Source organism: Mesorhizobium kowhaii, assembly GCF_003253745.1.
Taxonomy (GTDB): Bacteria; Pseudomonadota; Alphaproteobacteria; order Rhizobiales; family Rhizobiaceae; genus Mesorhizobium; species Mesorhizobium kowhaii.
The window spans coordinates 808,920-834,078 of record NZ_MZXV01000032.1; the positions used below are offsets into that span (position 1 = coordinate 808,920).

31 protein-coding genes are annotated in these 25,159 nt (G+C 63.4%); 17 read left to right on the plus strand and 14 right to left on the minus strand.

Features of this window, described 5'->3' with window-relative positions; translation table 11 throughout:
* Positions 1-9 precede the first annotated feature (9 nt).
* Positions 10-1,071: an LLM class flavin-dependent oxidoreductase gene (locus tag B5V02_RS16700; RefSeq protein ID WP_111545197.1), complete on the minus strand. Its 1,062-nt coding sequence runs from the start codon at positions 1,069-1,071 to the stop codon at positions 10-12.
* Between the two features lie 315 nt (positions 1,072-1,386).
* On the opposite strand from B5V02_RS16700, the gene B5V02_RS16705 reads away from it, so the two are divergent.
* Positions 1,387-1,815 (plus strand): DUF6481 family protein, encoded by a 429-nt coding sequence (locus B5V02_RS16705; RefSeq protein ID WP_111545198.1) that lies wholly within the window; start codon positions 1,387-1,389, stop codon positions 1,813-1,815.
* Positions 1,816-2,089: 274 nt separating this feature from the next.
* On the opposite strand, the gene sugE is transcribed toward B5V02_RS16705, so the two are convergent.
* Together sugE and B5V02_RS42245 are read right to left on the minus strand one after the other, a co-directional pair.
* Positions 2,090-2,404, minus strand: a complete 315-nt coding sequence (sugE, locus tag B5V02_RS16710) for a quaternary ammonium compound efflux SMR transporter SugE (protein WP_064990686.1) — start codon at positions 2,402-2,404, stop codon at positions 2,090-2,092.
* A 207-nt stretch (positions 2,405-2,611) separates the two neighbouring features.
* Positions 2,612-2,737: a hypothetical protein gene (locus tag B5V02_RS42245; RefSeq protein ID WP_013528464.1), complete on the minus strand. Its 126-nt coding sequence runs from the start codon at positions 2,735-2,737 to the stop codon at positions 2,612-2,614.
* 212 nt (positions 2,738-2,949) lie between these two features.
* On the opposite strand from B5V02_RS42245, the gene B5V02_RS16720 reads away from it, so the two are divergent.
* The 3 genes from B5V02_RS16720 (at position 2,950) to B5V02_RS16730 (ending at position 5,274) form a co-directional block, all read left to right on the plus strand.
* Positions 2,950-3,756 carry a transglutaminase-like domain-containing protein gene (locus B5V02_RS16720; protein ID WP_111545199.1) on the plus strand — a complete coding sequence of 269 codons (807 nt, stop codon included), beginning with the start codon at positions 2,950-2,952 and terminating at the stop codon, positions 3,754-3,756.
* 111 nt (positions 3,757-3,867) lie between these two features.
* A complete protein-coding gene (locus B5V02_RS16725; protein WP_111545200.1) occupies positions 3,868-4,842 on the plus strand; it encodes a cation diffusion facilitator family transporter in 975 nt (324 codons plus the stop codon).
* A gap of 27 nt (positions 4,843-4,869) precedes the next feature.
* Complete coding sequence (locus tag B5V02_RS16730) at positions 4,870-5,274, plus strand: GFA family protein (protein WP_111545201.1); 405 nt, start codon at positions 4,870-4,872, stop codon at positions 5,272-5,274.
* 8 nt (positions 5,275-5,282) lie between these two features.
* On the opposite strand, the gene B5V02_RS16735 is transcribed toward B5V02_RS16730, so the two are convergent.
* Entirely contained in the window at positions 5,283-6,554 is a 1,272-nt protein-coding gene (locus B5V02_RS16735; protein ID WP_111545202.1) for a DNA recombination protein RmuC, read from the minus strand.
* Between the two features lie 103 nt (positions 6,555-6,657).
* On the opposite strand from B5V02_RS16735, the gene def reads away from it, so the two are divergent.
* From def to truA, 4 genes are all read left to right on the plus strand, one after another.
* Positions 6,658-7,188: a peptide deformylase gene (gene def / locus B5V02_RS16740; RefSeq protein WP_111545203.1), complete on the plus strand. Its 531-nt coding sequence runs from the start codon at positions 6,658-6,660 to the stop codon at positions 7,186-7,188.
* Positions 7,189-7,193: 5 nt separating this feature from the next.
* Positions 7,194-8,129: a methionyl-tRNA formyltransferase gene (gene fmt / locus B5V02_RS16745; protein WP_111545204.1), complete on the plus strand. Its 936-nt coding sequence runs from the start codon at positions 7,194-7,196 to the stop codon at positions 8,127-8,129.
* Positions 8,126-8,635 carry a GNAT family N-acetyltransferase gene (locus B5V02_RS16750; RefSeq protein ID WP_111545205.1) on the plus strand — a complete coding sequence of 170 codons (510 nt, stop codon included), beginning with the start codon at positions 8,126-8,128 and terminating at the stop codon, positions 8,633-8,635. Before fmt ends, B5V02_RS16750 begins: the two co-directional genes overlap by 4 nt.
* A 233-nt stretch (positions 8,636-8,868) precedes the next feature.
* A complete protein-coding gene (gene truA, locus B5V02_RS16755; RefSeq protein ID WP_111545206.1) occupies positions 8,869-9,669 on the plus strand; it encodes a tRNA pseudouridine(38-40) synthase TruA in 801 nt (266 codons plus the stop codon).
* Here the strand turns inward: truA and B5V02_RS16760 are convergent.
* Positions 9,639-10,271: a transporter gene (locus B5V02_RS16760; RefSeq protein WP_111545207.1), complete on the minus strand. Its 633-nt coding sequence runs from the start codon at positions 10,269-10,271 to the stop codon at positions 9,639-9,641. The genes truA and B5V02_RS16760 overlap by 31 nt on opposite strands.
* Positions 10,272-10,273: 2 nt before the next feature.
* Complete coding sequence (gene dapE, locus B5V02_RS16765) at positions 10,274-11,467, minus strand: succinyl-diaminopimelate desuccinylase (protein ID WP_111545208.1); 1,194 nt, start codon at positions 11,465-11,467, stop codon at positions 10,274-10,276.
* Between the two features lie 116 nt (positions 11,468-11,583).
* Between dapE and B5V02_RS16770 the strand changes: the two genes are divergently transcribed.
* Complete coding sequence (locus B5V02_RS16770; protein ID WP_111545209.1) at positions 11,584-12,627, plus strand: 2-dehydropantoate 2-reductase; 1,044 nt, start codon at positions 11,584-11,586, stop codon at positions 12,625-12,627.
* Here B5V02_RS16770 and B5V02_RS16775 read toward each other — a convergent pair.
* The 4 genes from B5V02_RS16775 to dapD all read right to left on the minus strand — a co-directional run bounded on the left by B5V02_RS16775 (position 12,527) and on the right by dapD (position 14,978).
* Positions 12,527-13,303, minus strand: a complete 777-nt coding sequence (locus B5V02_RS16775; protein WP_111545210.1) for a hypothetical protein — start codon at positions 13,301-13,303, stop codon at positions 12,527-12,529. The two genes, B5V02_RS16770 and B5V02_RS16775, sit on opposite strands and share 101 nt — an antisense overlap.
* Positions 13,304-13,316: 13 nt before the next feature.
* The gene (locus tag B5V02_RS16780; protein WP_167458514.1) at positions 13,317-13,694 is read right to left on the minus strand and encodes a DUF805 domain-containing protein; all 378 of its coding nucleotides are present in this window, start codon (positions 13,692-13,694) and stop codon (positions 13,317-13,319) included.
* Complete coding sequence (locus B5V02_RS16785) at positions 13,687-14,049, minus strand: DUF805 domain-containing protein (RefSeq protein ID WP_111545453.1); 363 nt, start codon at positions 14,047-14,049, stop codon at positions 13,687-13,689. Before B5V02_RS16785 ends, B5V02_RS16780 begins: the two co-directional genes overlap by 8 nt.
* 74 nt (positions 14,050-14,123) lie before the next feature.
* The gene (gene dapD, locus B5V02_RS16790; protein WP_111545212.1) at positions 14,124-14,978 is read right to left on the minus strand and encodes a 2,3,4,5-tetrahydropyridine-2,6-dicarboxylate N-succinyltransferase; all 855 of its coding nucleotides are present in this window, start codon (positions 14,976-14,978) and stop codon (positions 14,124-14,126) included.
* A 225-nt stretch (positions 14,979-15,203) separates the two neighbouring features.
* On the opposite strand from dapD, the gene B5V02_RS16795 reads away from it, so the two are divergent.
* Positions 15,204-16,043: an LOG family protein gene (locus B5V02_RS16795; protein ID WP_111545213.1), complete on the plus strand. Its 840-nt coding sequence runs from the start codon at positions 15,204-15,206 to the stop codon at positions 16,041-16,043.
* A 70-nt stretch (positions 16,044-16,113) separates the two neighbouring features.
* On the opposite strand, the gene B5V02_RS16800 is transcribed toward B5V02_RS16795, so the two are convergent.
* Complete coding sequence (locus B5V02_RS16800; RefSeq protein ID WP_111545214.1) at positions 16,114-16,821, minus strand: pyrimidine 5'-nucleotidase; 708 nt, start codon at positions 16,819-16,821, stop codon at positions 16,114-16,116.
* A 161-nt stretch (positions 16,822-16,982) separates the two neighbouring features.
* On the opposite strand from B5V02_RS16800, the gene B5V02_RS16805 reads away from it, so the two are divergent.
* The 3 genes from B5V02_RS16805 to B5V02_RS16815 all read left to right on the plus strand — a co-directional run bounded on the left by B5V02_RS16805 (position 16,983) and on the right by B5V02_RS16815 (position 19,559).
* Entirely contained in the window at positions 16,983-17,744 is a 762-nt protein-coding gene (locus B5V02_RS16805) for a GGDEF domain-containing protein (RefSeq protein ID WP_111545215.1), read from the plus strand.
* Between the two features lie 187 nt (positions 17,745-17,931).
* A complete protein-coding gene (locus B5V02_RS16810; RefSeq protein WP_111545216.1) occupies positions 17,932-18,123 on the plus strand; it encodes a hypothetical protein in 192 nt (63 codons plus the stop codon).
* Positions 18,120-19,559, plus strand: a complete 1,440-nt coding sequence (locus B5V02_RS16815; protein WP_111545217.1) for a GMC oxidoreductase — start codon at positions 18,120-18,122, stop codon at positions 19,557-19,559. Before B5V02_RS16810 ends, B5V02_RS16815 begins: the two co-directional genes overlap by 4 nt.
* An 82-nt stretch (positions 19,560-19,641) precedes the next feature.
* Here the strand turns inward: B5V02_RS16815 and B5V02_RS40620 are convergent, their stop codons facing one another.
* Entirely contained in the window at positions 19,642-19,809 is a 168-nt protein-coding gene (locus tag B5V02_RS40620) for a hypothetical protein (RefSeq protein WP_167458515.1), read from the minus strand.
* A 94-nt stretch (positions 19,810-19,903) separates the two neighbouring features.
* Between B5V02_RS40620 and B5V02_RS16825 the strand changes: the two genes are divergently transcribed.
* Positions 19,904-20,386 (plus strand): MarR family winged helix-turn-helix transcriptional regulator, encoded by a 483-nt coding sequence (locus tag B5V02_RS16825; protein ID WP_111545219.1) that lies wholly within the window; start codon positions 19,904-19,906, stop codon positions 20,384-20,386.
* A gap of 4 nt (positions 20,387-20,390) precedes the next feature.
* Here B5V02_RS16825 and phhA read toward each other — a convergent pair whose 3' ends face one another.
* The gene (gene phhA, locus B5V02_RS16830; RefSeq protein WP_111545220.1) at positions 20,391-21,227 is read right to left on the minus strand and encodes a phenylalanine 4-monooxygenase; all 837 of its coding nucleotides are present in this window, start codon (positions 21,225-21,227) and stop codon (positions 20,391-20,393) included.
* A 139-nt stretch (positions 21,228-21,366) separates the two neighbouring features.
* On the opposite strand from phhA, the gene B5V02_RS16835 reads away from it, so the two are divergent.
* The 3 genes from B5V02_RS16835 to B5V02_RS16845 all read left to right on the plus strand — a co-directional run bounded on the left by B5V02_RS16835 (position 21,367) and on the right by B5V02_RS16845 (position 24,155).
* Positions 21,367-21,843, plus strand: a complete 477-nt coding sequence (locus B5V02_RS16835) for an Lrp/AsnC family transcriptional regulator (RefSeq protein ID WP_027040109.1) — start codon at positions 21,367-21,369, stop codon at positions 21,841-21,843.
* A gap of 116 nt (positions 21,844-21,959) precedes the next feature.
* The gene (gene bchE, locus B5V02_RS16840) at positions 21,960-23,507 is read left to right on the plus strand and encodes a magnesium-protoporphyrin IX monomethyl ester anaerobic oxidative cyclase (RefSeq protein ID WP_111545221.1); all 1,548 of its coding nucleotides are present in this window, start codon (positions 21,960-21,962) and stop codon (positions 23,505-23,507) included.
* A gap of 249 nt (positions 23,508-23,756) precedes the next feature.
* A complete protein-coding gene (locus B5V02_RS16845) occupies positions 23,757-24,155 on the plus strand; it encodes a RidA family protein (RefSeq protein WP_111545222.1) in 399 nt (132 codons plus the stop codon).
* A gap of 31 nt (positions 24,156-24,186) precedes the next feature.
* On the opposite strand, the gene argB is transcribed toward B5V02_RS16845, so the two are convergent.
* The gene (gene argB / locus B5V02_RS16850) at positions 24,187-25,080 is read right to left on the minus strand and encodes an acetylglutamate kinase (protein WP_111545223.1); all 894 of its coding nucleotides are present in this window, start codon (positions 25,078-25,080) and stop codon (positions 24,187-24,189) included.
* Positions 25,081-25,159: the final 79 nt, after the last annotated feature.

Sequence of the window (25,159 nt, forward strand, 5' to 3'; positions counted from 1 at the left end):
CCGCGCTGCTCAGGCGACGGGCGCTGCCAGCGCCGGCGCGGATTTCGCCGTTTCCTTGCGCACGATCGGCGCCACCCTGGTGCCGTAGAGCTCGATTGCCTTCATGATCCTGGCATGCGGCATGGTGCCGATCGCCATCTGCAGCAGGAAGCGGTCATTGCCGAAGATCCTGTGCTGGGCGACGATCTTTTCGGCCACCTGCTCGGGATTGCCGACGAACAGGGCGCCATTGGGACCGCGCGACTGGTCGAAATGCGCCCGCGATGTCGGGCCCCAGCCGCGCTCGCGGCCGATGCGGTTCATCACCTCCGCCTGCGGACCATAGAAATCGTCGGCCGCCTGCTCTGTGGTTTCAGCGATGAAGCCGTGCACGTTGATGCTGGTGGCGAGGCTTGCTGGATCGCTGCCGGCGCGCTTGGCCGCCTCACGGTAGAGATCGAACAGCGGCGCGAAGCGCGCCGGCTCGCCGCCGATGATGGCGAGCGCCAGCGGCAGGCCGAGCGCCCCGGCACGCGCTGCCGATTGCGGCGTGCCGCCGATGGCGATCCAGACCGGCAGCCTGTCCTGGAACGGCCTCGGATAGACGCCGCGATCGTTGATCGGCGCCCGCAGATTGCCGGACCAGGTGACCTTCACATGATCGCGGATGGCGAGCAGGAGGTCGAGCTTTTCGGCGAACAGCTCGTCATAGTCCTCCAGATTGTAGCCGAACAGCGGGAAGGATTCGATGAACGAACCACGCCCGGCCATGATCTCGGCGCGGCCGCCCGACAGAAGATCGAGCGTGGCGAACTGCTGGAAGACGCGCACCGGATCGTCGGAGGACAGGACGGTGACCGCGCTGGTCAGCTTGATGCGCTTCGAGCGCTCGGCGGCAGCGGCCAGCGCCACGACCGGCGCGGAGGCGGCATAGTCGGGCCGGTGATGCTCGCCAAGACCGAAGACGTCGAGGCCGACCTGGTCGGCCAGTTCGACCTCCTCGATCAGGTTGCGCAGCCGCTCATGCGGGCCGATGGCGCCACGGCCTGGCTGCGGGCTGACGTCGGCGAAGGTGTAGAGACCGAGTTCCATTCGAATGTCATCCTGGTGTTGGGTTTTCGCGCTAGAGCAATTCCAGGAAAGGTGTGAAACGGTTTTCCGTCCGGAATTGCGTCAAAACAGAGAGAAAGAGCGGTTCACCGTTTCGGTGAACCGCTCTAGAGGTAGCGACGCGTCAGCCCCGCCGCCAGAGGGGCGGACGGTGAACAGTGCATGTCGGTTTCGGTCGAAAAGGCGTCTCCCGGGTGCAACATCCCGGAATTTCATGGCTGGCATGCCGTTTTGGCGCTTGAACTCTCGGTATTCGCGCGTATGTAAGCGTCGCGAATTGACTTCAGGGAAGTGGACTTGGCTATCTACAGGGAAAAAGACATTTTCGAGCGGCGCAATGCCGCAAACGAGGCAAAGAAGGCGCTTCTGGAGCGCTTCAAGTCAAAGCCGACGGCAGACGATCCTGCGGTGCTGGCACGACAGGCCGAACGCAAGGCAATCCTCGAGGCTCGTCAGATACGCGAGGCTGAAAAGGCCAGGCTGAAGCAGGAAAAGCTGGCACGCGAGGCGGTCGAGAAGGCCGAGCGCGAGGCGGCAGCCGAAGCCGCACGCCTTGCGGCCGAAGAGGCGGCACAGGCTGAAGCCAAGATTCGGGAAGCCGAAGAAAACGAGCGCATCGCCCGTTTGCTGGCCGACGAAGCCGAACGCAAGGCCAAGCGCGACGCGCGTTATGCGGCGCGCAAGCAGCGCACGGGCAGGACGCCGCCAGGCTTCTCCGCCCGCTAGCCTCCAGGCAACGGAAGCAATCTGCTTCGAAGATCAGGGTCGCCTTGCAGCGGCCCTGAACGTGTTTGTCCAATGCCTGTCGCCCAAAAGTGGTCCCGGTTTTGGGAGGACGACATGCATAAAAAGCAAAAACCCAAAGCGCGTCGCCTGAATCCGTTCAAACGCGACGCGTTTTAGAGCAATTCCAGGAAAAGTGTGAAGCGGTTTTCCCGGGAAAAGCGCGTAGCGCTTTCCCTTAGGGAATTGCGTAAAACAAAGAGATAGAACGGTATGGTCAGGCGGCGAACTTCAGCCCCATGATGCCGCAGACAATGAGCGCAATGCAGGCCAGCCTGATCGCGGTGGCCGGCTCGCCGAGCAGCCAGATGCCGAGCAGTGCCGTGCCAACGGTGCCGATGCCGGTCCATACCGCATAGGCGGTACCGACGGGCAGCGCCTTCAGCGCCAGGCCGAGCAGGGTGAGGCTGACGATCATCGAGGCAACGGTCAGTACGGTCGGCACCAGCTTCGAGAAGCCGTCCGTGTATTTGAGACCGATTGCCCAGCCGATCTCGAACAGGCCGGCAAAAAACAGAAGAATCCACGACATCGACAACGCTCCATCAAAGCATCGGGCCGAATTCGATTTTCGGAATCCGATGCTCAATCGACAATGGCGGGTCGTCCCGGCCGGATTTTCGGGGAAAGTGCGAGGTCGTCCCCGCCACACCAATATAAGAATTTCGAGCGCTCGATCAACAACGACCGGCAACAACGTTGCCGATCGCAATCCCATTCGGACGGGTATTAACCGGACCTACTTGTCCTTGAGCTTCATCGCCTTGACCGGCGGCGCTTTCAGGGCCGGAGCCGGGGCGGGCTTCTTGGCGTCCTTCTTCGGCTTGCGGGCTTCCTTGCCTGCCTTCATCGCACCTTTAGCCATGATTCGTTCCTCCGATTGCGGGAAGCGAAGTGAAACAAGAGAAACGTCCGACTGCAAGAGGCCAGTGCCTGTCGACGCCGCCAGCCGGCCGCTTTCAACCGGTTTCTAATTTGCTCGTAAACCATGGCGGTCCGTGCCATGGTTGTCTTCGCACTGCAGCATCAGCCCGGCTTTTCGTCGGGCGATGAACAGGCAGGCCGGTCAGGACGACAATGCGAATCCACATCGGCTGCGAGATGAGCTTCGACTTTCCGCAGGAAACGCCGCTCATCGCAATGCTGAATGTCCACTATTCCCGCGCCTCCGACCTCGAGCGGCCGGACTTTTTGACCTCCAACCCGCCAGTGCCGATCGAGAGTTACCGCGACAGTTTCGGCAATTGGTGCAACCGGTTCGTCGCTCCGCCCGGGCGCTTCACCTTCGGCACCGACGCGGTGATCCGCGATCCCGGCACCTTCGAGATGGGCGACCTGATGGCCTGGCAGCACGAGGTGCGCGACCTGCCGGCGGACACACTCTTGTTTCTGCTGCCCAGCCGCTTTTGCGAGAGCGACCTCCTGGCGAGCGAGGCGTGGCGGCTGTTCGGCCACACGCCGCTTGGCATCCCGCGCGTACAGGCGGTCTGCGACTTCGTCCACAATCACATCGTCTTCAACTACGGCAATGCGCGGCCGACACGCACCGCGGCGGAAACCTATCGCGAGCAGAGTGGCGTGTGCCGGGATTTCGCCCATCTCGCGGTCACCTTCTGCCGGGCGCTCAACATCCCGACGCGCTACTGCACCGGCTACATCAGCGACATCGGCACGCCAAAGCCGTGGTCGAGCATGGATTTCGCCGCCTGGATGGAAGTCTATCTCGGCGGCCGCTGGCATGTCTTCGACCCGCGCAACAATGCGCCGCGCATCGGCCGCATCCTGATCGCCTCCGGCCGTGACGCGGCCGACGTGCCGCTGACCCATATTTTCGGGCCGGGCACGCTTGCCGGCTTTAAAGTTTGGACCGACGAGTTCGTCTAGCAGACACCTGCGCCGCACCCTGAACGACTGGACAGTTCGAGCGTTGTGAATGGCTGTGGAGCTTCTACGAGTGCTTCGCTAAGTTCGCAGCATCGAAGAGGGCTAAACACCATGGCCGGTCATGGCGGCTCGAAAAGAGTTATTTACGCGGCGCTCGCCGGCAATTTCGCCATCGCGCTGACCAAGTTCGCCGCCGCCTTCTTCACCGGCAGTTCGGCGATGCTGTCGGAAGGCGTGCACTCGCTGGTCGATACCGGCAATGGCGGGCTGCTGCTCTACGGCATGCACCGCGCCGCCCGCCCGGCTGATCGCACACATCCGCTTGGTCACGGCCGCGAGCTCTACTTCTGGAGTTTCATCGTCGCCCTTCTTGTCTTCGCACTGGGCGCCGGCGTGTCGTTCTACGAGGGCGTGATCCACATCATGGCACCGGAACCGGTCGCCAACTCTGAGGTGAACTACATCGTTCTCGGCCTGTCCTTCCTGTTCGAGGGCAGCTCCTGGCTGGTGGCGCTGAGGGAGTTCCGCAAGCAGAAGGGCAAAGAGGGCTGGCTCCAGGCGCTGCAATCGAGCAAGGATCCGAGCGTCTACACCGTGCTGTTCGAGGACAGCGCCGCCCTTCTCGGCCTGATCGTCGCCTTTGCCGGCATCCTGGCAGCGAAACTGCTCGAGATGCCGGAGCTCGATGGCGCCGCCTCGATCGGCATTGCGCTGATCCTTGGCGCGACGGCGATCTTCCTCGCCCGCGAAAGCAAAGGCCTGCTGATCGGCGAGCCGGCCTCACCAGAGGTGCAGAAGAAGGTGCTGGCGATCGTCCAGCAGGACCCGGCGGTGCAGCGGGCGAACGGCGTTCTGACCGTCCACATGGGCCCGCAAGAGATCGTCGCCGCCCTCAGCATCGAGTTCGAGGATCATCTGACGGCCCCAGACATCGAGGCCTGTGTGGAGCGTATCGAGAAGCGGCTGAAGACAGAGATGCCGGAGATCGCGCGGCTGTTCGTCAAGCCGCAGACGACCGGGACCTGGGAACGGCGGCGCAAGATTGTTGAAGCCGCGTCAGGAGACGAGCCGGATCGGGCCGGTTAAGATGCCGGCGAAGCAGGGAGAAGCAAGATGAAAATCGACGGCGGCTGCCACTGTGGCGCCATCACCTACGAGGCGGAGGTCGACCCGGAAAAGACCAGCATCTGCCACTGCGTGGATTGCCAGCAACTGACCGGCACGGCGTTTCGGGTGACTGTTCCCGCGTCCGAGGATCACTACCGGATCACCAAGGGTACGCCGAAAATCTACACCAAGACCGGGGCGAGCGGCGCCAAGCGCGCCCAGGCCTTTTGCGCCGACTGTGGTTCGCACCTTTACGCCACGTCGGTCGGAGATGGCCCAAAAATCTATGGAATTCGGGTGGGAACCGCGCGGCAACGCGAGGATTTGATCCCGACACAGCAGAAATGGCACCGCTCGGCGCTGCACTGGCTGCCTGAATTTCAGGGCATGACGACCGTGGAGGAGCAGTAGCCAGCGGCTCAGTCGTCTCCTTCGACGACCCTCAGCCGGAGCTGTCCGGTTTTCGAATCGGCAACGCGGGCGCCTGTCTCGACTTTCGCGGCGGGAGGCCGTGATGTGGCGTCCGGGCTGGCCTCGCCGTCGGGCTGGGCGCCGAACTCCAGCGCCTCGATCTTCTGGCCACGCCTGGTCACCTTCGACGTCGAAACGAGGATGTCGTCGATGTCCTTGGCCGACTGGCCGAAATGGACCTGCAGCTTGCGCACCCGCTCGTCGACGCGCGCAACGTCCTCCATCAGCCGGATGACTTCGCCCTGGATCAGATGCGCCTGTTCGCGCATGCGGGCATCCTTGAGGATGGCCTGGATGACCTGGATCGACAGCATCAGCAGCGACGGCGAGACGATGACGACACGGGCGCGGTGCGCCTTGTGGACGATGGCCTCGAAATTCTCGTGGATCTCGGCGAACACCGATTCCGACGGCACGAACATGAAGGCGGTGTCCTGCGTCTCGCCCTGGATCAGGTATTTTTCCGATATATCGCGGACATGGATCTCGATGTCGCGGCGGAAGGCCTGGGCAGCGACCTTCTGCAGGTCGGCGCCATCGGCGGCGCGGATGGCGTTCCAGGCTTCGAGTGGAAATTTGGCATCGATGGCCAGCGACGGCGCGCCATTCGGCATCTTCACCAGGCAGTCGGGCCGGCTGCCGTTCGAAAGCGTCGCCTGGAATTCATAGGCGCCATGCGGCAGGCCGTCGGCAACGATCGCCTCCATGCGCGACTGGCCGAAGGCACCGCGCGTCTGCTTGTTGGAGAGGATCGCCTGCAATTGCACGACCTGGCCGGCAAGCGACTGGATGTTGCCTTGCGCGACATCGATGATCGCCAGCCGCTCCTGCAATTTGGCCAGGCTTTCATGGGTGGATTTGGTCTGCTCGGTCATGGTCTGGCCGAGGCGGCCGGTCATGGCGTCGAGCCGCTGGCCGATGGACTGCGTCAGCTCCGCTTGCCGTGCCCCGAACACTTCGGCGATGGCGCCCATGCGGCCCTGCATCTCGGCCTGGCTTTGCAATATGCCGGCCATCCGCGCCTCGGCATCGCGGGCATGGTCGGCGGCTTCGGCAGCGGCAATGGCGCGCGCCTTGGCCGACCGCCACAGCGCGATGACAAGCGCCACGAACAGGCCAAGAAACAGCAATGCGCCGACGGCCAGCGCATGGCCGAGCGTGATCGTGGAGGCACCAAGCCGGGCGACAGGCTCCGAAAGGATGGATGTCAGATCATTCATGTGGACAGCATAGCCGATTCGCGGGGCTGGCACAGATCAAAACGTGAACGAGCGCCAGGCGCACCGGTTGACGCTTTTCGCTGGAGGTCTTAGGTGGAACGCCATGCCGATCAAGCCGCTCATCATCCTTCCCGACCCCATCCTGCGCCAGGTTTCCAAGCCGGTGGAGCGCGTCGACGCGCCGTTGCGCAAATTAGCCGACGACATGCTGGCGACCATGTATGACGCGCCCGGCATCGGGCTGGCGGCGATCCAGATCGGCGAACCCGTGCGCATGCTGGTGATCGATCTGGCCAAGGAAGACGAGACGCCGGCACCGCATGTCTTCATCAATCCGGAAATCCTGGAGAGCGCCGACACGCGCTCCGTCTACGAGGAAGGCTGCCTGTCGATCCCGGACTACTATGCCGAGGTCGAACGCCCGGCCGCCGTGCGGGTCAAATATCTCGACCGCGACGGCAAGCTGCAGGAACTCGAAGCCGAGGGACTGATGGCGACCTGCCTGCAGCACGAGATCGACCACCTCAATGGTGTCTTGTTCATCGACCACATCTCGAAGCTGAAGCGCGACATGGTGGTGAAGAAGTTCAAGAAGCTGGCCAGGGACAAGGCGCCGGGCAAGCTGGTGGGATAGGGGAAATGCCCCTTCGCGTCATCTTCATGGGCACGCCGGAATTTTCGGTGCCGACGCTGCGCGCCATCGCCGAGGCCGGACATGAGGTCGCCGCCGTCTATACGCAGCCGCCGCGCGCCGCCGGACGGCGCGGACTGGAGCTGACGCCGTCGCCGGTGCAGCGCGAAGCGGAGCGGCTGGGCATCGAGACGCGCACACCGGTATCGCTCAAAGGCGGGGCCGAGCAGGCCGCTTTCCGCGCCCTGCAGGCCGATGTCGCAGTGGTCGTCGCTTATGGCTTGCTGCTGCCGAAGGCGGTTCTGGAGGCACCCCGGCTTGGCTGTATCAACGGCCATGCCTCGCTTTTGCCGCGCTGGCGTGGCGCCGCGCCTATCCAGCGCGCGATCATGTCCGGTGACAGCGAAACCGGCATGATGGTGATGCGCATGGAAGAGGGTCTCGACACCGGCCCGGTGGCAATGGTTGAAAAATGCGCCATCGAACCCGATATGACTGCCGGCGATCTGCATGATCGGTTGATGAGTGTCGGTGCTGCACTGATGGTGGAAGCGCTGGCGCGACTGGAAAGGAACACCCTGACATTTGCCCGCCAAGCGGTGGAAGGGGTGACCTACGCCAAAAAAATCGATAAATCCGAGACTCGCGTGGACTGGACTCGCTCGGCGAGCGCGGTCCACAATACCATTCGTGGCCTGTCACCCTTTCCAGGTGCCTGGTCCGAGATGGAAATTGGCGGCCGCCTGGAGCGGCTGAAACTGCTTCGCTCGACGCTGTCGCAAGGCGTCGGCGAGTCGGGAGGAATTCTCGATGACCGGCTGACGGTCGCCTGCGGGGCAGGCGCGATCAGTCTGGTCGAAGTTCAACGGGCGGGCGGAAGGCCCGCTGCCGCGTCGGAGTTCCTGCGCGGGGCCAAGATCGAAAAAGGAATGAAATTCTCATGAGCATGATGTCGATACGCGCGGCGACGCCGCGGGATCGCGAGGCGATCCGCCTCGTCGAGGAACACGCTTTCGGCCAGCAGGCGGAGGCCGGACTGGTCGACGCGCTGGTTACCGGCGGCGACGCCGTCGCCGAACTGGTGGCGGAAGAAGACGGCCAGGTGGTCGGCCACATCCTGTTTTCGCGGCTGTTCGTGCAGAGCAGCGGCAAGAACTATGCGGCCGTGGCGCTCGCGCCGCTGGCGGTGGAGCCCTCGTTCCATGGCAGCGGCATCGGCGGCGCGCTGATCCGCGAGGCGCATATCCGCCTCAGGGATGCCGGCGAGACGCTGGCCGTGGTGCTGGGCGATCCGGCCTATTACAGCCGTTTCGGCTACAGCCATGCACGCGCCGACAAGTTCGAGAGCGAGTACCAGAGCGAAGCACTGCAGGCACTGGCCTGGGGCGATGCCCCGGAAGCCGGCAGGCTGGTCTACGCCTCGGCCTTCGGCTCGGCACTCGCCGCGTGAACGGCGACAGCCCTAAAACGCGTCGCGTTTGAACGGATTCAGGCGACGCGCTTTGGGTTTTTGGTTTCATGCATGTCGTTTTCGCAAAACCGAGGCACTTTTGCGCGACATGCATTAGAGCCGGATGATTTCAGGCCGAATCGACCTGAAATCTGAATCCGCCTCTAACTCAAAGAGATAGAGCATGATGTCGTCCGAAAACTGCTTCACACCTTTCGGCATCATGCTCTAGCATGCCGCGTTTTCGCCTCGACATCGAATATGACGGCAGCCTGTTTGCTGGCTGGCAGCACCAGGCGGATCAGCCTTCGGTGCAGCAGGCGATCGAACAGGCGATCGAAAAATTCTGCGGCGAAGAGGTCAGGTTGCGCGCCGCCGGCCGCACCGATGCCGGCGTGCATGCGACCGCCCAGGTGGCGCATGTCGACCTCGTCAAGGCGTGGCCGGGCGACAAGGTGCGCGATGCCGTCAACGCCCATCTGCAGGCGGCCGGCGCGCGTGTCGCCGTCCTGAAGGCGACGGCCGTCGCCGACAGCTTCGACGCGCGCTTCTCGGCCACCGGCCGCCACTATCTCTACCGTATCCTCAACCGCCGCGCTCCTGCAGCGCTCGACAAGGGCAAGGTGTGGTGGGTGCCGAAACGGCTCGACGCCGACGCCATGCACGAAGCGGCAAAAGTCCTGCTCGGACGGCATGACTTCACCACCTTCCGCTCGACCCAATGCCAGGCCAACAGCCCGATCAGAACGCTGGAGCGGCTGGATGTGAGCCGGGCGGGTGACCTGATCGAGGTGAAGGCTTCGGCGCGCTCTTTCCTGCACAATCAGGTGCGTTCGATGGTCGGCTCCCTCAAACGTGTCGGCGAAGGAGGCTGGACCGTTGCCGACCTGAAAGCGGCGCTCGAAGCGCACGACCGCGCCGCCTGCGGCCAGGTGGCGCCACCCGACGGGCTGTTTCTCATTGGCGTCGATTATCCCGAGGGCGTCGATTACCCAGGCGTCGACTATCCGGAGATGAACCCGGAAAGGCTCTGAGACCCGACATCGTCCGGCACGGTGATGCCGAGCAGCATCTGCAGGCCGAACAGCACCAACAGCGAGGCGATGAACATGCCGACAAAGACAGCGCTGCCGACGGCTGGGCCTCTGCCGATGGTGGCGTTGGTCATGCGCCAGGTCAGCACCATAGACAGGGCAAACAACAGCAGCGACACGGCACTTGATATCTGGTTTGCCGACGACAGGAAAAGCCTGATCAGCGCCGAGGGCAGCATCAGCCAGGCGGTGATGGCAGAGGCCCAGTTGCTGGCAACGACATAGTGGACGAAGCGGCCGCCAATGCCGGCGCGCGGCGCGACCAGGGCCAAAACGACGAGCGGCAGCACCCAGGAGCCGATATCGACCGTCGCCAGGCGCACCAGCATGCTGAAGCGCCCGGCGAAGGCGTCGGGATCCCCGATCTCGTTGGCGATGCCGACCCAGCCGACGATCAGCGCCGGCGCCGCAACGATAATGGCGAAAAAGGAATTCCAAAAGCCGTCAGCCGACAGGTCGAGCAGGCGCAGGCCGTCGGCCTTGCCGAGCATCAACCGCCAGGCGCCCGTCAGCGAAGCTTGGGTTTCGTCGGCCGAAAGCATGCTCATCCCTGCCCGAACCAATCTTCGATGAAGCGCTGGTAGATTTGCGTCAGCGTTTCAAGATCGGCAATGGCGACGCGCTCGTCGACCATGTGCATGGTCTTGCCGACCAGGCCGAACTCGACCACCGGGCAATAATCCTTGATGAAGCGTGCATCCGAGGTGCCGCCCGAGGTCGACAGCGTCGGCTCCTTGCCGACTGCCGACTTGATCGAGCCGCGGAGCGTTTCGATCAGTCTGTCGTCGCGGGTCAGGAAGACATGGCTCGGCCGGTCGCGCCAGACCAGGTCATAGTCGACCGGTGTCTTCTTGCCTTGCCGGTACTTCTTGCGCCTGGCCGCCTGATCGAGCCGGTTGTGGATCTCGGCCTGCACGGTCTCAGCCGTCCAGGTGTCGTTGAAGCGGATGTTGAAGGTCGCGGTCGCCTTGGCCGGGATGACGTTGGTGGCCGGATTGCCGACATCGATGGAGGTCACCTCCAGATTGGTCGGCTGGAAATCCCTGGTTCCCTTGTCGAAGACAGGATGCAGCAAGGCGTCGACCAGGCCCATCAGGCCGCGCACCGGATTGTCGGCAAGCTGCGGGTAGGCGACATGGCCCTGACGGCCATTGACGGTCACGGCGCCGGACATCGAGCCGCGGCGGCCGATCTTGATCATGTCGCCAAGCGCGTCCGGGTTGGTCGGCTCGCCGACGATCGAGGCATCCCATTTCTCACCCCTGGAAGCCGCCCATTCAAGCAGCTTGACCGTACCATTGATGGCCGGCCCTTCCTCGTCGCCGGTGATCAGCAGCGAGACCGAACCTTTCGGGCCGCCATTGTTCTCGACATGGCGCGCCACGGCGGCGATGAAACAGGCAATGCCGCCCTTCATGTCGACGGCGCCACGGCCATACATCTCGCCATTGGCGATTTCGGCGCCGAAAGGCGGATGCGTCCAGGCGGCTTCGTCGCCGACCGGCACCACGTCGGTATGGCCGGCGAACATCAGATGCGGGCCGTTGCCGGAACGCCGCGCATAGAGGTTCTCGATATCCGGCGTGCCACCTTCCGAAAACACCGGCCGATCGACCAGGAAGCCGAGCGGTTTCAGCATCGTCTCCAGCGCGGTCAGCGCGCCGCCTTCGGCGGGCGTCACCGAAGCACAACGGATAAGGGCGGCGAGGTTTTCGGCGGGATCGGTCGGCAGCGTCATGGCAAAAGCGATAGTCGAAAGCGGAGGGCCTGTCACGGCCAGACATAAGGGCCAGTGATGGCGCCGACATTATGGTTTTCATGTCGTATAGTTTGCGGCCGGTGCGGAGCGACGGGATGGCAAACGCGGACAGAAGGATCGTCATTGCCGGCGCCGGCAGCATCGGCTGCTATGCCGGCGGCTGCCTGGCGCTTGCCGGGCGCCGGGTGATCCTGCTGGCCCGGCCGCGCATCGAGGCGGCGTTGCGGCAGCGCGGATTGCGGGTCAGCGACCTCCAGGGCCGCGACAGCATGATCGCGCCTGACGCGCTTGTCGTCACCGCCGATCCGGCTTTCGCCCTGCCTCAGGCGGACGTGATCCTGGTCACGGTCAAGAGCGGCGCGACGCAGGACATGGCAGACCTCATCAGGGCCCACGCCCGCCGCGATGCGGTGGTGGTCAGCCTGCAGAACGGCGTCGACAATGCCGACGGGCTGCGCGCTGGGCTCGACGGCCGAACGGTGCTGGCCGGCATGGTGCCGTTCAATGTGGTGCAGTCCCCGGACGGCGAGCTGCCGCTGCGTGCGCACCGCGCCAGCGACGGCAAGGTGATGGTCGAAGACCGCGATGCCGGCCTGGTCGGCCTTCTCGGCGTCGAAGGGTTTGCGGTCGAAGCCCATGGCGACATGAAGGCCGTGCTGTGGGGCAAGCTGCTGGTGAATTTGAACAACGCGCTGGTGGCGCTGTCGGACCTGCCGCTGGCGAGAGAACTTGCCGACCGGCGCTGGCGGCTGATCCTGGCCGGCCAGATCGACGAGGCGCTGGCGGCTATGAAAGCGTCCGGCATCGAGCCGGCGCAGATCGCCGGCTTGCGGCCGGCACTGCTGCCGAAGGTGCTCAGGCTGCCGGACTGGCTGTTCAGGCTGCTGGCGCGGCGCATGCTGGCGATCGACCCGCAAGCGCGCTCGTCGATGTGGGACGATCTCCAGCGCGGCCGGCAGACGGAGATCGGCGAATTGCAAGGGGCAGTGCTCGGCCTCGCTGAAAAAACCGGTACGCCGGCGCCTCTGCTGAGGAGCGTCAGCGCGCTGGTGCGCGCGGCGGAATTGGCGCGGCTTGGCTCGCCGGGCCTGACGCCGGAGCAGGTTGTTGCGCCGCCGACTGGCCGTCGATCAACGTGATCTTCTGCCAGATTTTCCGCGACAGGTTGGACGCCAGGTTTTCGATGTCGTTGACGCCGTCGATGACCACGTCGTCATTGACCGACTGTGCGAACAGTGCCGCGATCTTGCCGGTGATCGACAGCATTTCGGAGCAATAGTCGAGGTAGCGCGCCAGGTCGGCGGCATTGGTGATGCGGGCCGGCGAGTGCGAGGTCGGCTTGAAATTGACCGAAAGGGCAGCCGGATCCTTGGTCAGCTGGTGCATGTCGATGACATGGATCAGCGACCGCAGGCCGTGCAGCTGGCGAAACACCCGCTTGCGCTTGATGCGCTCCTCGGTGCGGATCAACGCCAGGAAGCCGAGCACAGCAAGGATCATCATGTTGATCGTGGCTTCGATGCCTTGCACCGACTGAACCGCATCGTCGGCCTGGGAGATGTGAATAAGCGGCAGGATGGTGCCGACGAACAGGAAGATCAGCGCGCCGGCGACGACGGCGGCGACGATGAGCCCGCGCAGCCACCAGATCGGCGCTTCGAGCGCTTGAGCCGCCTTGGCAAGATCGCGTGATAGCGACACCAGTTCGGCGGCGACGCCGCGCAGTCCGGCGTCGGGAAAACGCTCGGCGACGCGGCCCTCCAGCCGTTCGGCGGTGTCGATGATCAGTTTCGGATCAAGCGTGCGGTAGCGCATGTCCGATCGGCCCTCAGGGTTGGTCCGGCTCGTTGGTGCGCCGGCCATAGCGGTTGGGTCCAGGCTGCCCTGGAAACAGGCACAACACAAGGAAGGCGACGATCGAGACCACCGGCACGAACAGGATCAGCGCGGCAATGCCCGGCTTGTCGAGGTCGTGCAGCCGTTTGACAGCCAGCACGATGTTCGACCACAGCGAGGCTATGAAGGCGATGAAGAAGATGAACGACCACATGTTGCTCTCGGCCGAGCCTTCCGGCACCAGCGTGAAGCGGTAGAGCGGAAAGGCCTGTATGATGGCAACGAGCAACCCGCCAAGAAAATAGGCCGCGCGACTGACGCGGCCCGAGGTTTTGAAGAAAAGCCAGGTGAGATCTGATCTGTCAGGCAAGCGGGTCCGGTCCATATTGATTGGCACCCCTGGCGCCTTCGAGAATGCCGCATTCCACCAGAAACCAGATCGCGCCGATGAAAGGCACCAGCATGATCAGGCTCCACCAGCCCGACTTGCCGCGATCATGCCAGCGCTTGGCGTAGACCGCGAGTGCGAAATAGATCGAGGCCAGCGCGGCGAGGATGCCGATGATACCGATCTGGGCGCCGCTGGCGGTGGTGATGCGTGTCCCCAGGATCGCATCGAGAATGAAGGCAACGATACCAATGGCGAAAAAGACCCCGACTGCGGCCCAGAATTTGGCACGATTGATGCGACCGTCGAAACTCGTCAGCAGATATTTCCAGTCCATGTCCACCCCTCCGTGTTGAACCAGCGCGACGGATTGTCGCGCCGGCGGGAAGGTGCGCTCGCTTTGCGCAAAGATCAATCGCGCAGCAATTCGTTGATCGAGGTCTTGGACCGGGTCTTGGCGTCGACGCGCTTGACGATGACGGCGCAGTAGAGGCTTGGGCCCCAGTTTTCGCCTGGCACGTTCTTGCCCGGCATCGTACCGGCCACCACGACGGAATTCGGCGGCACTTCGCCGTAGAAGACTTCGCCGGTAGCGCGGTCGACGATCTTGGTCGACTGGCCGATGAAGACGCCCATGCCGAGCACCGAGCCTTCGCGCACGATGCAGCCTTCGACCACTTCCGAGCGCGCGCCGATGAAGCAATTGTCCTCGATGATGGTGGGGCCTGCCTGCATCGGCTCCAGCACGCCGCCGATGCCGACGCCGCCCGACAGATGCACATTCTTGCCGATCTGGGCGCAGGAGCCGACCGAGGCCCAGGTGTCGACCATGGTGCCGCTGTCGACATAGGCGCCGACATTGACGAAGGACGGCATCAGCACGGCGCCCGGCGCGACGTAGGCGGAGCGGCGCACGATCGACGACGGCACGGCGCGGAAGCCCGCCTTCTCGAAGTCGACGGCGCTCCAGCCGTCGAACTTCGACGGCACCTTGTCCCACCACACGGCCTGGCCCGGACCACCCTTGATGATCTCCATCGGGTTGAGCCGGAAGGACAACAGCACGGCCTTCTTCAGCCACTGGTTGACGTGCCATTTGCCGTCGGCCTGCCGCTCGGCGACGCGGGCGGTGCCGCGGTCGAGCAGGTCGAGCGCCGACTGGATGGCATCGCGGGTTTCGCCGCGCGTCGCCGTCGAAATCGCGTCGCGTTCCTCGAAGGCCTTCTCAATGGTCTTTTCGAGGCTCGCCAGATCGGGCTTCGACATGAATTCGCTCCATTACCAAGCTGTTAAGGGGCTGCGCCTTAACCTGTTTTGAAAGTCGCGGACCCCTGGCAGGCTTTGCCTGCCTGGGTCTTTGCATGTAGCAGGTTCTTGTCGCAAAACCGCCGGACACTTTTGCGGAACCTGCTTATGTTAAGGCTCAATGAGGGTCAATCGCGGCTGCGTCATGGGACGGCGCAACTGAAGAATTCGGACGGGTAAGCAATTATGACTCCTATGGAAAAGGCGGGGTGGACGCCGCTGCCGCATTCGGACGAGGATCTGGAGCGGTCGAAGAGCGTGCCGGACACGCCGCAGACGCGTGCCGAGACCTACCGGCTCGCCTGGAATGATCCCGAGTTCATGACGCGGCGCGAATTGCGCGCGGTCAGGCTGCAGCTCGAACTCTTGAAACCGGAAATGATCCTGGCCGAACGCGGCATCCGTTCGACGGTGATCCTGTTCGGCGGCGCACGCCTGCCGGAACCCGGCGGCGAGGCCTGGGCGGCCAAGAACGAGACGCAGAAGAAGAACCTCGAGGAAAACAGCAAATATTACGAGGAGGCGCGCAAATTCGCCCGTCTCTGCTCGCAGCAGTCGGCGGCTTCCTATTACCGCGAATATGTCGTGGTGACCGGCGGCGGGCCCGGCGTGATGGAAGCCGGAAATCGCGGCGCCCACGACGTCGGCGCACCGTCGATCGGCCTCAACATCGTCTTGCCGCACGAGCAGGCGCCGAACGCCTATGTGACGCCGGAGCTGTGCTTCAACTTCCACTATTTCGCCATCCGCAAGATGCATTTCGTCATGCGCGCCAAGGCCGTGGCGGTGTTTCCCGGCGGCTTCGGCACGATGGACGAGTTCTTCGAGACGCTGACCCTGATCCAGACCGGACGCATGGAGCGCGTGCCGGTGATCCTGTTCGGCAAATCTTTCTGGAAACGGGCGATCGATCTCGATTTCCTCGCCGAACAAGGCACGATCAGCCCCGGCGACCAGGACATCATCGATTTCGTCGACACCGCCGACGAGGCCTGGGGGATCATCAGCCGCTTCTACAATCTGTGAGAGCAGGCGGGTCAAGGTTCGTCGACATTCAGGTCAGGCCGGCTCGGCATCACCTGAATATCGATGAACCTCAGGCGGTGACCTCGACGATGGCCGTCAGGAAGCCGGCGAGGTCGTCGGTGACGAAATCGACATCATCCTCATTGGCCGGGTCGCGCTCCCAGATCTCGGAAAAGGTCGGTTCGAAATTGCGCGGCACCACGAGCACCGTGGTCATGCCCAGCGACTTCGGCACCTCAAGGTTGCGGGCAAGGTCCTCGAACATCACGGCATTGTGGCCGGTGACGGCGTGGAGTTCGGCGAATTTCTCGTAGGTCTGGCGCGCCGGTTTGGGATTGAGCCCGGCGGCGACGATATCGAAGATGTCGTCGAAATGATCAAGAATGCCGAGCTGGCGCGCGGTGCGTTCGGCGTGCCTGCGGTCGCCGTTGGTGAAGATGAACTTGCGGCCCGGAAGCTGGCGAATGGCGGTGCCGAGAACGGGATCGGGCACCAGCCATGAATAATCGATGTCATGCACCTTCTCGAGGAAATCGTCGGGGTCGATGCCGTGGCGCGTCATCAGCCCGTTCAACGTCGTGCCGTATTCCAGATAGAGCTCCTTCTGCAGCTTGCGTGCTTCCTCGCGCGGCAGCGCCAGCAGTTCGCCGACATAGGCGGTCATCTTGACGTCGATCTGCGAGAACAGATTCGAATGATGCGGATAGAGCGTGTTGTCGAGGTCGAACACCCAGTCGGTGACATGGGCGAAGCGGGCGGGGTCAGGCAGCGTGGTCATGCGCTCCTTATGGCATGAAACGGTCATTCCGAAAGAGACTTTATCCACAACTTATGCGCGTCGAGAGTCGCGGAAATAGCGTCACCATTCAAATTTTAGGCATCGGGGAAAGGTAGCCTTCAGGGCTTGCTGGCACAGAGACAGACCTGTGGGAGCCAGCGATGAATAGCGTTATTCTGAGATCCGCCGCCGTTGCTTTTGCCTCTGTCGCGGCCTCTCTCCTGCTGACACTGATCATCGTTCCGGCGATGGGATTTCCGGTCAACCGCACGATCTGGCTGACCTCAACGCTGTGTCCGCTGGTCCTCGCATGGGCAGCCAGCGCAAGCACTTTCTGGCAAAGCGACAGGCTGAAAAGCGCGCATCGCGACCTTGCCCGAGCCCATGCCCAGCTCGCCGCCGCGCATCGCCGCCTGGCGGAAAAGGCGAGCCGTGACGACATGACCGGCATGCTCAACCGGGAAAACTTCTTTGCCACGCTCGACGGTTCCCGCCGCAAGTCCGATCGCGGCGCGCTGCTGATCATCGACGCCGACCACTTCAAAAGGATCAACGACAATTTTGGCCATCTGACCGGCGATGACGCATTGCTTTTGATCGCCAGCGCGATCGAGCGCGGCGTGCGCAGCGGCGATGTGCTCGGCCGCATCGGCGGCGAGGAGTTCGGTGCCTTCCTGGTCGGCGCCACCGAGCAGGAGGCCAAGCGCGTCGCCGAGCGCATTCGCCGCGAGGTCGAGCTGATCCGCTTCCGGCCCGTCGACGAGCGGACCGTTCCGCTCACGGTCAGCATCGGCGGAACCGTCTGCGGCGAGAATATCAGCGTATCGGACCTGATGCGCGCCGCCGACCGGCGCCTCTACCAGGCCAAGCACCGAGGCCGCAATCTAACGATCCTCGATACGGACATTCCCGAGGCGGCGTGATCAGCCGGCCGGCCCGTTAAGGAAATTCCAACCCTGTTCGCACTCGGTTGCGCCGTTTACCCGGTTTTCGCTGCTTTGCGGTTAGCGTGGCACGATACTGGCTTCTGCAGCGATGCATGTGTCGTTTCGGGACCTGTCGTTCCGGGAACGCCCTGCGCAGTCGAAGCCCCCATCCGAGAGACCAGTCATGAGTTTCTTCATCAAGAACATGTCCCGCCGCACGATCGTGCAGGCGCTGATCGCACTGCCTGCCCTGTCCTTGTTCCGCAAGCTGCCTGATGCCGATGCCAATGCCTCCCATGCCGATCCATCCCGGGCCGATCCGCACGAGATCGTCGAGGTCAATGGCTGGATCCTGAAGCGGAGCGATCTGGCATGATCTTCGACAGCTATGAGGCGTTTCGCGCTGCGAATTTCACCGCCAAAGTCTGCATCCTCGGCTCCGGCCCGGCCGGCACCACCATTGCCCGCAAGCTTGGCGCCGCCGGCATTCCGGTCGTGGTGCTGGAGGCCGGATCGAGGGAGTTCAGCGACGAGTCGCAGGATTTCTACCGTGGCACCACAGTCGGCGATTTCTATTTCGATCTCGACATCACCCGGCTGCGGTTCATGGGCGGCAGTTCGAACCACTGGGCAGGCTGGTGCCGCGTGCTCGACAAACAGGATTTCGAGCCGAAGGCCTGGGCGCCGGATACGGGCTGGCCGATCCGCCGCACTGACATCGAACCCTATCTGCCGGAAGTGCACGATATCCTCGAACTTCCCGATTTCCGGCCAGACGTTCCGATTTCCGACGACATTCGCTGGGTGCAACTGATCAAGAGCCCGGCGGTGCGCTTCGGCGAAAAATTCGCCGACGAACTCGACAAGAGCAGGAACATCGCGGTCGTGCTCAACACCTACGCCACTGAACTTGCCGGCGACGGCAAACGCGTGACGGGGGCCAGATTGTGGTCCAACGGACAGGATGCCGGCGCCTTCAGCGCGGACTATTTCATTGTCTGCACCGGCGGACTGGAGAATTCGCGACTGCTTCTGTGGTCGAACCAGCGCTCGAACGGCGGCGTCGTGCCGAATGCAACAGCGCTTGGCCGCTACTGGATGGAGCATCCGACCTTCGAGGGCGGCAATGCCATCCTGGCCAATTACAACGAGTTCGAGGTCGATGCCGTCAACGAGGCCTTCTTCTCGCCGACGCTTGCCGCCATGGAGCGGCTGCAAATCATGAATTTCGGCATCCGGCTGATCGAGACGCCGTATCCGGGCGTCAAGAGCCTCATCGCCGACCTCGCCTGCACGGCGCCCGACATGGCCGAATGGATGTCCGCCAAGCTCAGCCAGAATCTGCGCTGCGCGGCCCAGCTCTATGTCGCCTGGGAACAGGCGCCGCTGGCCTCCAACCAGATCGAACTGTCGAAGACCGATGTCGACCATGCCGGTGTGCCGCGCATCGAGCTGCACTGGAAGAAATCTGAACTGGAACGCCGCACCCTTGTCGAAGGGCTTAGACTGTTCGGCACGACGCTGATCGAGAAGAATCTCGGCCGGGTGCGCATTGCCGACTGGATCGCCAATGGCGACGACTACCCGACCAAAGACGAGACGGCGGGCCATCACCATATGGGTGGCACGCGCATGGGCACCGACGTCACCAAGAGCGTTGTCGATGCCAACTGCAAGGTGCATGGCATGGACAACCTCTATGTCGGCGGCTCCTCGGTGTTCTGCACATCGGGCGAATGCAACCCGACGACAACGATCACAGCGCTCGCCTGCCGGCTGGGAGACCATCTGAGCAAGGTGGTCGCCGTCTGACGGTCCACCGCAACGTCTCGGGATGTTGAGCATCCCGACGATACCGGCGCCAATGATGGCGCCGGTAGATGCGCGGCATGGCTCAGAAGCCGTAGACGGCTAGGCGCACCAACACCGCGGCAGCGGCCAGCGCCACGAGCAAAATACCGAGGCCGATGGGAGATCCCCATCCGTACCATTCCATTGCCAGCTTGGCATATTTCAACTCTTCCTCATGCGAGAGGGGCGCACGCTGTTGAATCAAGCTCATTTTTCGCTCCATGATGGCGGCTGGCTCTTGCCTTGTGGGCACTGCAGCCGCATATTGCTATAATGGTCTAAATGTTAGACAGATTAATAGTTAGATGATCGAAATAAATTCGTCAAGTGTGAATCGCGCCGAAATGACGGCGGCCATCGGCCTTGCCATCATGCAATGGCAGGACGCGACGCAGGCCTATGACGAGGCGGTGGGGGTGAGGCTGGGATTGAACATGGCCGAACGCCATTGCATCGGGCTGCTCCATGGCGGCCCGCAATCGGCCGGCGCGATCGCCACTGTGACCGGGCTGACGCCGGCCGCTGTGACCGCGCTGATCGACCGGCTGGAGGCGCGGGGCCTGTTGACGCGCACGCGCAGTCTCGAGGACAGGCGTAAGGTGGTGATCGAGGCGACCGAGGCCACGCGGGACCTGTCGGCGCGCTACTACGGCGCCATCGCGCGGGAAGGCGAAAAGGTCATCGCGACCTTCAGCGATGCCGAGCTCGCCACAATATCGCGCTTCGTCAACGCTGCACTCGACCTGCAGCGCGCCCAGCTGGCGCGGCTGAAGGCCGAGGCCGGCTGAACGGTTAGACCGTCGCCGGATCGAGCGCCGGCTGGCCCTTGCGACGCGCGACGATCGCCTCGAAATCGGCGGTCTGGAAAGCATCGCGCAAGGCGTCGAACGACGGCAGCACGAAATAGGCGCGCTGGAACTTGTCGATCTCGTAACCGGTGCGCATCACCGTTTCGAGGTCGAAGGGCACGTGGTGGGCGTCCTTGCCGTCAACGGCGAATTGCAATTCGGTGAACGACGACATCAGGCCGGCGCCAAAGGCCTTCAGCTGCTGGCCACCCTCCTGCATCAGGCCGTATTCGGCCGTGTACCAGTAGAGCCGGGTGATCATCTCGTCGCCGCCCAGTGCAATGATGTCGCCGGCCTTGCGGCCATACATCTGCATGAAGTCGGCAAACACCGGTTGCGACAGCACCGGCACGTGACCGAAGAAATCATGGAACATGTCCGGCTCGACGATGTAGTCGAGTTCCTGCCTGGTCCGCAGCCAGTTGGTGACCGGGAAGCGACGGTTGGCGAGATGGTCGAAGAAAGGCGCGGCGGGAATGAGACCCGGGACGGCGACGATCTCCCAGCCGGTCAGCTTGCGCAGCTTGGCGCTGATGTCCTCGAAGTCGGGAATGCGGTCGAGCAGGCCGAGCTTCTCGACGCCGTCGAGATAGGAGTGGTGGGCCAGCTTGCGCGTCAGTTTGGTCTGGCGGTCGCACAGCGTGCGCCACACCGCCTGCTCCTCGGTGCTGTAATCGTAACCCTGCGCCACGGTGAAATCGGCGCAGCAGACCGAATAGTCGCCGCGCAAGCCCTGCGCTGCGCAGTCGCGGGCATACTCGGCAACGCTCATCGTGGTCATGGGTTCTCTCCCTGCAAATCATGAATGGCTGACGTGCCGAAAGGCTAGCCGGATTTGCCGAGGCAAATTGATTTTGATGGTGGCTCGAACGCGATATTCGAGATAATATTAACTCGAGAAACACTTCGACGGAGTGAAAATGCCTCAATTCGATGATTTCGAGATCAAGATGCTCGATGTCCTGCAGCGCGACGGGCGCAAGCCGGTGTCCGAGCTGGCGCAAGAGATCGGCCTGTCGACGACGCCGTGCGCGCGGCGTTTCGAGGCGCTGCAGGAGGCCGGCATCATCAAGGGCTTTGCCGCGGTGATCAGCCGCCGCGCGGTCGGCCTGATGGTCGAGGTGTTCATCCAGGTGCGCCTCGTCAGCCACAGTGACGGCTCGCCCGAAAGCTTCATTGCCGCCGTGCAGCGCATGGACGAGGTGTCGTCATGCTGGACGATGACCGGCGACCACGATTTCCTGCTGCATGTCATGGTGCCGTCGGTCGACGAGCTCAACGCTTTCGTGATGCACCGGCTGATGCGGCTCGACGGCGTGCGTGACGTCCACACCCAGCTGGTGCTGCAGAACATCAAGGGCCCCGGCCACGTGCCGCTCGGCCACCTCAGGCGGTGATGGTGCCTGCCTTGCGCTTCCCTGCGGAAAAGCTGCACGCAAACTGCTGAAACGGGCCAATCGGGCGTCCATATCACCGGCCAGCATGCGCGGACCAACTGCCCCGGAGGTCCGCCATGAAAGTCGTCCTGATCAATCCACCGCACACCGCCATCGGCAGCCGCGTGCCGGACGATCACCTGCCGCCGCTTGGCCTGTTGGCGCTCGGCGGCCCGCTGATCGATGCCGGCCATGAGGTGCGCCTCGTCGACGCCGAATTCGGGCCGATGCCGCTCGACCTGGTGGTGCGCAATGCGCTGGACGATGATCCCGATTTCGTCCTAATCGGCCATTCCGGATCGACCTCGGCGCACCCGACCGCCTTGCTGATCGCGCGCATGATCAAGCAGCGCGAGCCGGCCACCATCATCATCTATGGCGGCGTGTTCCCGACCTATCACTGGGGCGACATCCTGACTGATACGGACGTCTTCGACTTCATCGTGCGCGGCGAGGGCGAGGCGACTGTCGTGGCGCTGGTCGAGGCGCTGGAAATGCACCAGCCGCCGGCAAGCGTGGCCGGCATTGCCTTTCGCGACGATCTGCGCCGCCCCTTCGCAACGCAGCCGGCAATGACCATCGCCGACCTCGACGCCTACCGTGTCGGCTGGGAGCTGATCGACCACGGCCGCTACAGCTATTGGGGCGGCAAGCGTGCCGTGGTCATGCAGTTTTCGCGCGGCTGCCCGCATCTGTGCAACTATTGCGGCCAGCGCGGCTTCTGGACCCGCTGGCGGCATCGCGATCCGGTGAAATTCGCCAGGGAGATCGCCTGGCTGCATCGCGAGCACGGCGTCGAGCTGATCAACCTTGCCGACGAGAACCCGACCGTTTCGAAGAAAGCCTGGCGCGCCTTTCTCGACGCCATGATCGCCGAGAACGTACCGGTGCTGATCGTCGGCTCGACCCGCGCCGACGACATCGTGCGTGATGCCGACATCCTGCATCTCTACCGCAAGGCGGGCGTCATCCGCTGGCTGCTCGGCATGGAAAACACCGATGAGCAGACGCTGCAATTGATCCGCAAGGGCGGCAGCACCTCATCCGACCGCGAGGCGATAAGGCTGCTGCGCCTCAACGGCATCCTGTCGATGGCGACCTGGGTGGCCGGCTTCGAGGATGAAGGGTTTCGCGACCTGTGGCGCGGCTTTCGCCAACTCATCGCCTACGACCCGGACCAGATCCAGGCGCTCTATGTGACGCCGCATCGCTGGACACCGTTCTTCAGGATCGCCCGTGACCGCAAGGTGATCCAGAAGGATGCCCGCCTGTGGGACTACAAGCACCAGGTGCTGCAGATGACGCGGCTGAAGCCGTGGATGCTGTTCTTCAGCGTCAAGCTGATCGAACTGGCGGTGCAGTCGCGGCCGAAGGCGCTGGCGCGCATCCTGTTCCACAAGGACCCCGAGCAGCGGCACTCGATGCGCTGGTACACGCAGATGGGCCGCCGCGTCTGGTTCCGCGAGGTCTGGGGTTTTCTGGCCCGCGACGGCCGGGTGAAAGACGGCCCGACGCTTGCCGAATTCTGGGGCGCGCCGCAGGACGCCGAGGAGGAATCGATGACCGTTCGACGCCCGGCGCGCAAGCTGACTTTGCCCGGGATCACGATTTCGCCGAATGCCTGACCGCTCGAAAGAGCTTGGACCGCGGCCCAATGTCATCTCTTGAAATAATATACGTCGCGTATGCGTATTGACATACGCAGCGTATGTGCCCACATCCGACATACGGGACGTATGTCAATAGCCGCCCCGAACAGTGGAGCGCAGCGATCCAAAACCACCCTGAAGCCTTGCGAACGGCTCGCCCTCCCGGCGAAGCCAATTCGCGATCGTCGGGAGGCCTGGCCTGCCTTGTCTAGATGGAGTGAAACTATGACCAAACGCGACGCGATCTTCCCTGCCGGCCGGCAGGCTCTCTACGAGATCAACCGTTACTCGGCGGCGATCCGCTCGGGCGACTTTCTGTTTGTCTCGGGCCAGGTCGGCAGCCGCGAGGACGGGTCGGCCGAGCCGGTCTTCGAAAAGCAGGTCCAGCTTGCCTTCGACAATCTCGCGGCGGTGCTGAAGGCCGCCGGCTGCACATTCGACGACATCGTCGACGTGACCACTTTCCACACCGATCCGGCCACGCAATGGCCGGCGATTGACGCCGTTCGCCTGAAGGCGTTCGGCGAACCGCCCTACCCGAACTGGACCGCGGTGGGCGTGAACTGGCTGGCGGGCTTCGATTTTGAAATCAAGGTTATCGCGCGCCTTCCGCAGCCCGCCTGATAGATTGGCAGCAAGCTGCCAAGGGTGTCGCTCAGGGCACGATCAGCGTGCCGGCGCCGTGTTCGGTGAAGAGTTCGAGCAGCACCGAATGCGGCGTCTTGCCGTTGAGGATGACGACGCCTTCGACGCCGCGCTCGATCGCCTCGATGCAGGTCTCGACCTTGGGGATCATGCCGCCGGAGACCGTGCCGTCCCTGATCAGCGCTTTGGCCTCGGCCACGGTCAGTTCGTCGATCAGCTTCTTGTTCTTGTCGAGCACGCCTGGCACGTCGGTCAGGAACAGCAGGCGCGTTGCCTGGCAAGCGCCGGCAATGGCGCCGGCGAAGGTGTCGGCGTTGATGTTGTAGGTGTGGCCGTCGCGGCCGGGCGCCACCGGCGCCAACACCGGGATCATTTCGGAACGCGCCAGAAGATCGAGCAAGGTACGGTCGACCTCGACCGGCTCGCCGACGAAGCCGAGATCGAGCACGCGCTCGATGTTGGAGTCCGGATCGATCATGGTCTTGCGCGCCTTTTCGGCAAAGACCATGTTGCCGTCCTTGCCGCACAGGCCGATCGCCCATTCGCCCTCGGCGTTGATCAGCGCCACGATCTCCTTGTTGATCGAGCCGGCCAGCACCATCTCGACGATTTCGACCGTCTTCTGGTCGGTGACGCGCAGGCCGCCTTCGAACTTCGATTCGATGCCCATCTTGGCCAGCATGGCGCCGATCTGCGGGCCGCCGCCATGGACGACAATCGGGTTGACACCCGATTGCTTCAAGAGCGCGATGTCGCGGGCGAAGGCCTTGCCGAGCTCGATATCGCCCATGGCGTGGCCGCCATATTTCACCACGACGGTCTTGTGCTCATAGCGCTGCATGTAGGGCAACGCCCGCGAAAGCAGGGCGGCCTGCATTTCGGCGGTGGCGGTAATCTCCGTCATCGGCTTAGTTCCTGGCTCTTGGTTTATACATGTCGTTGTCCCAAAAACCGCTGGACACTTTTGGGCGACATGCACTGGG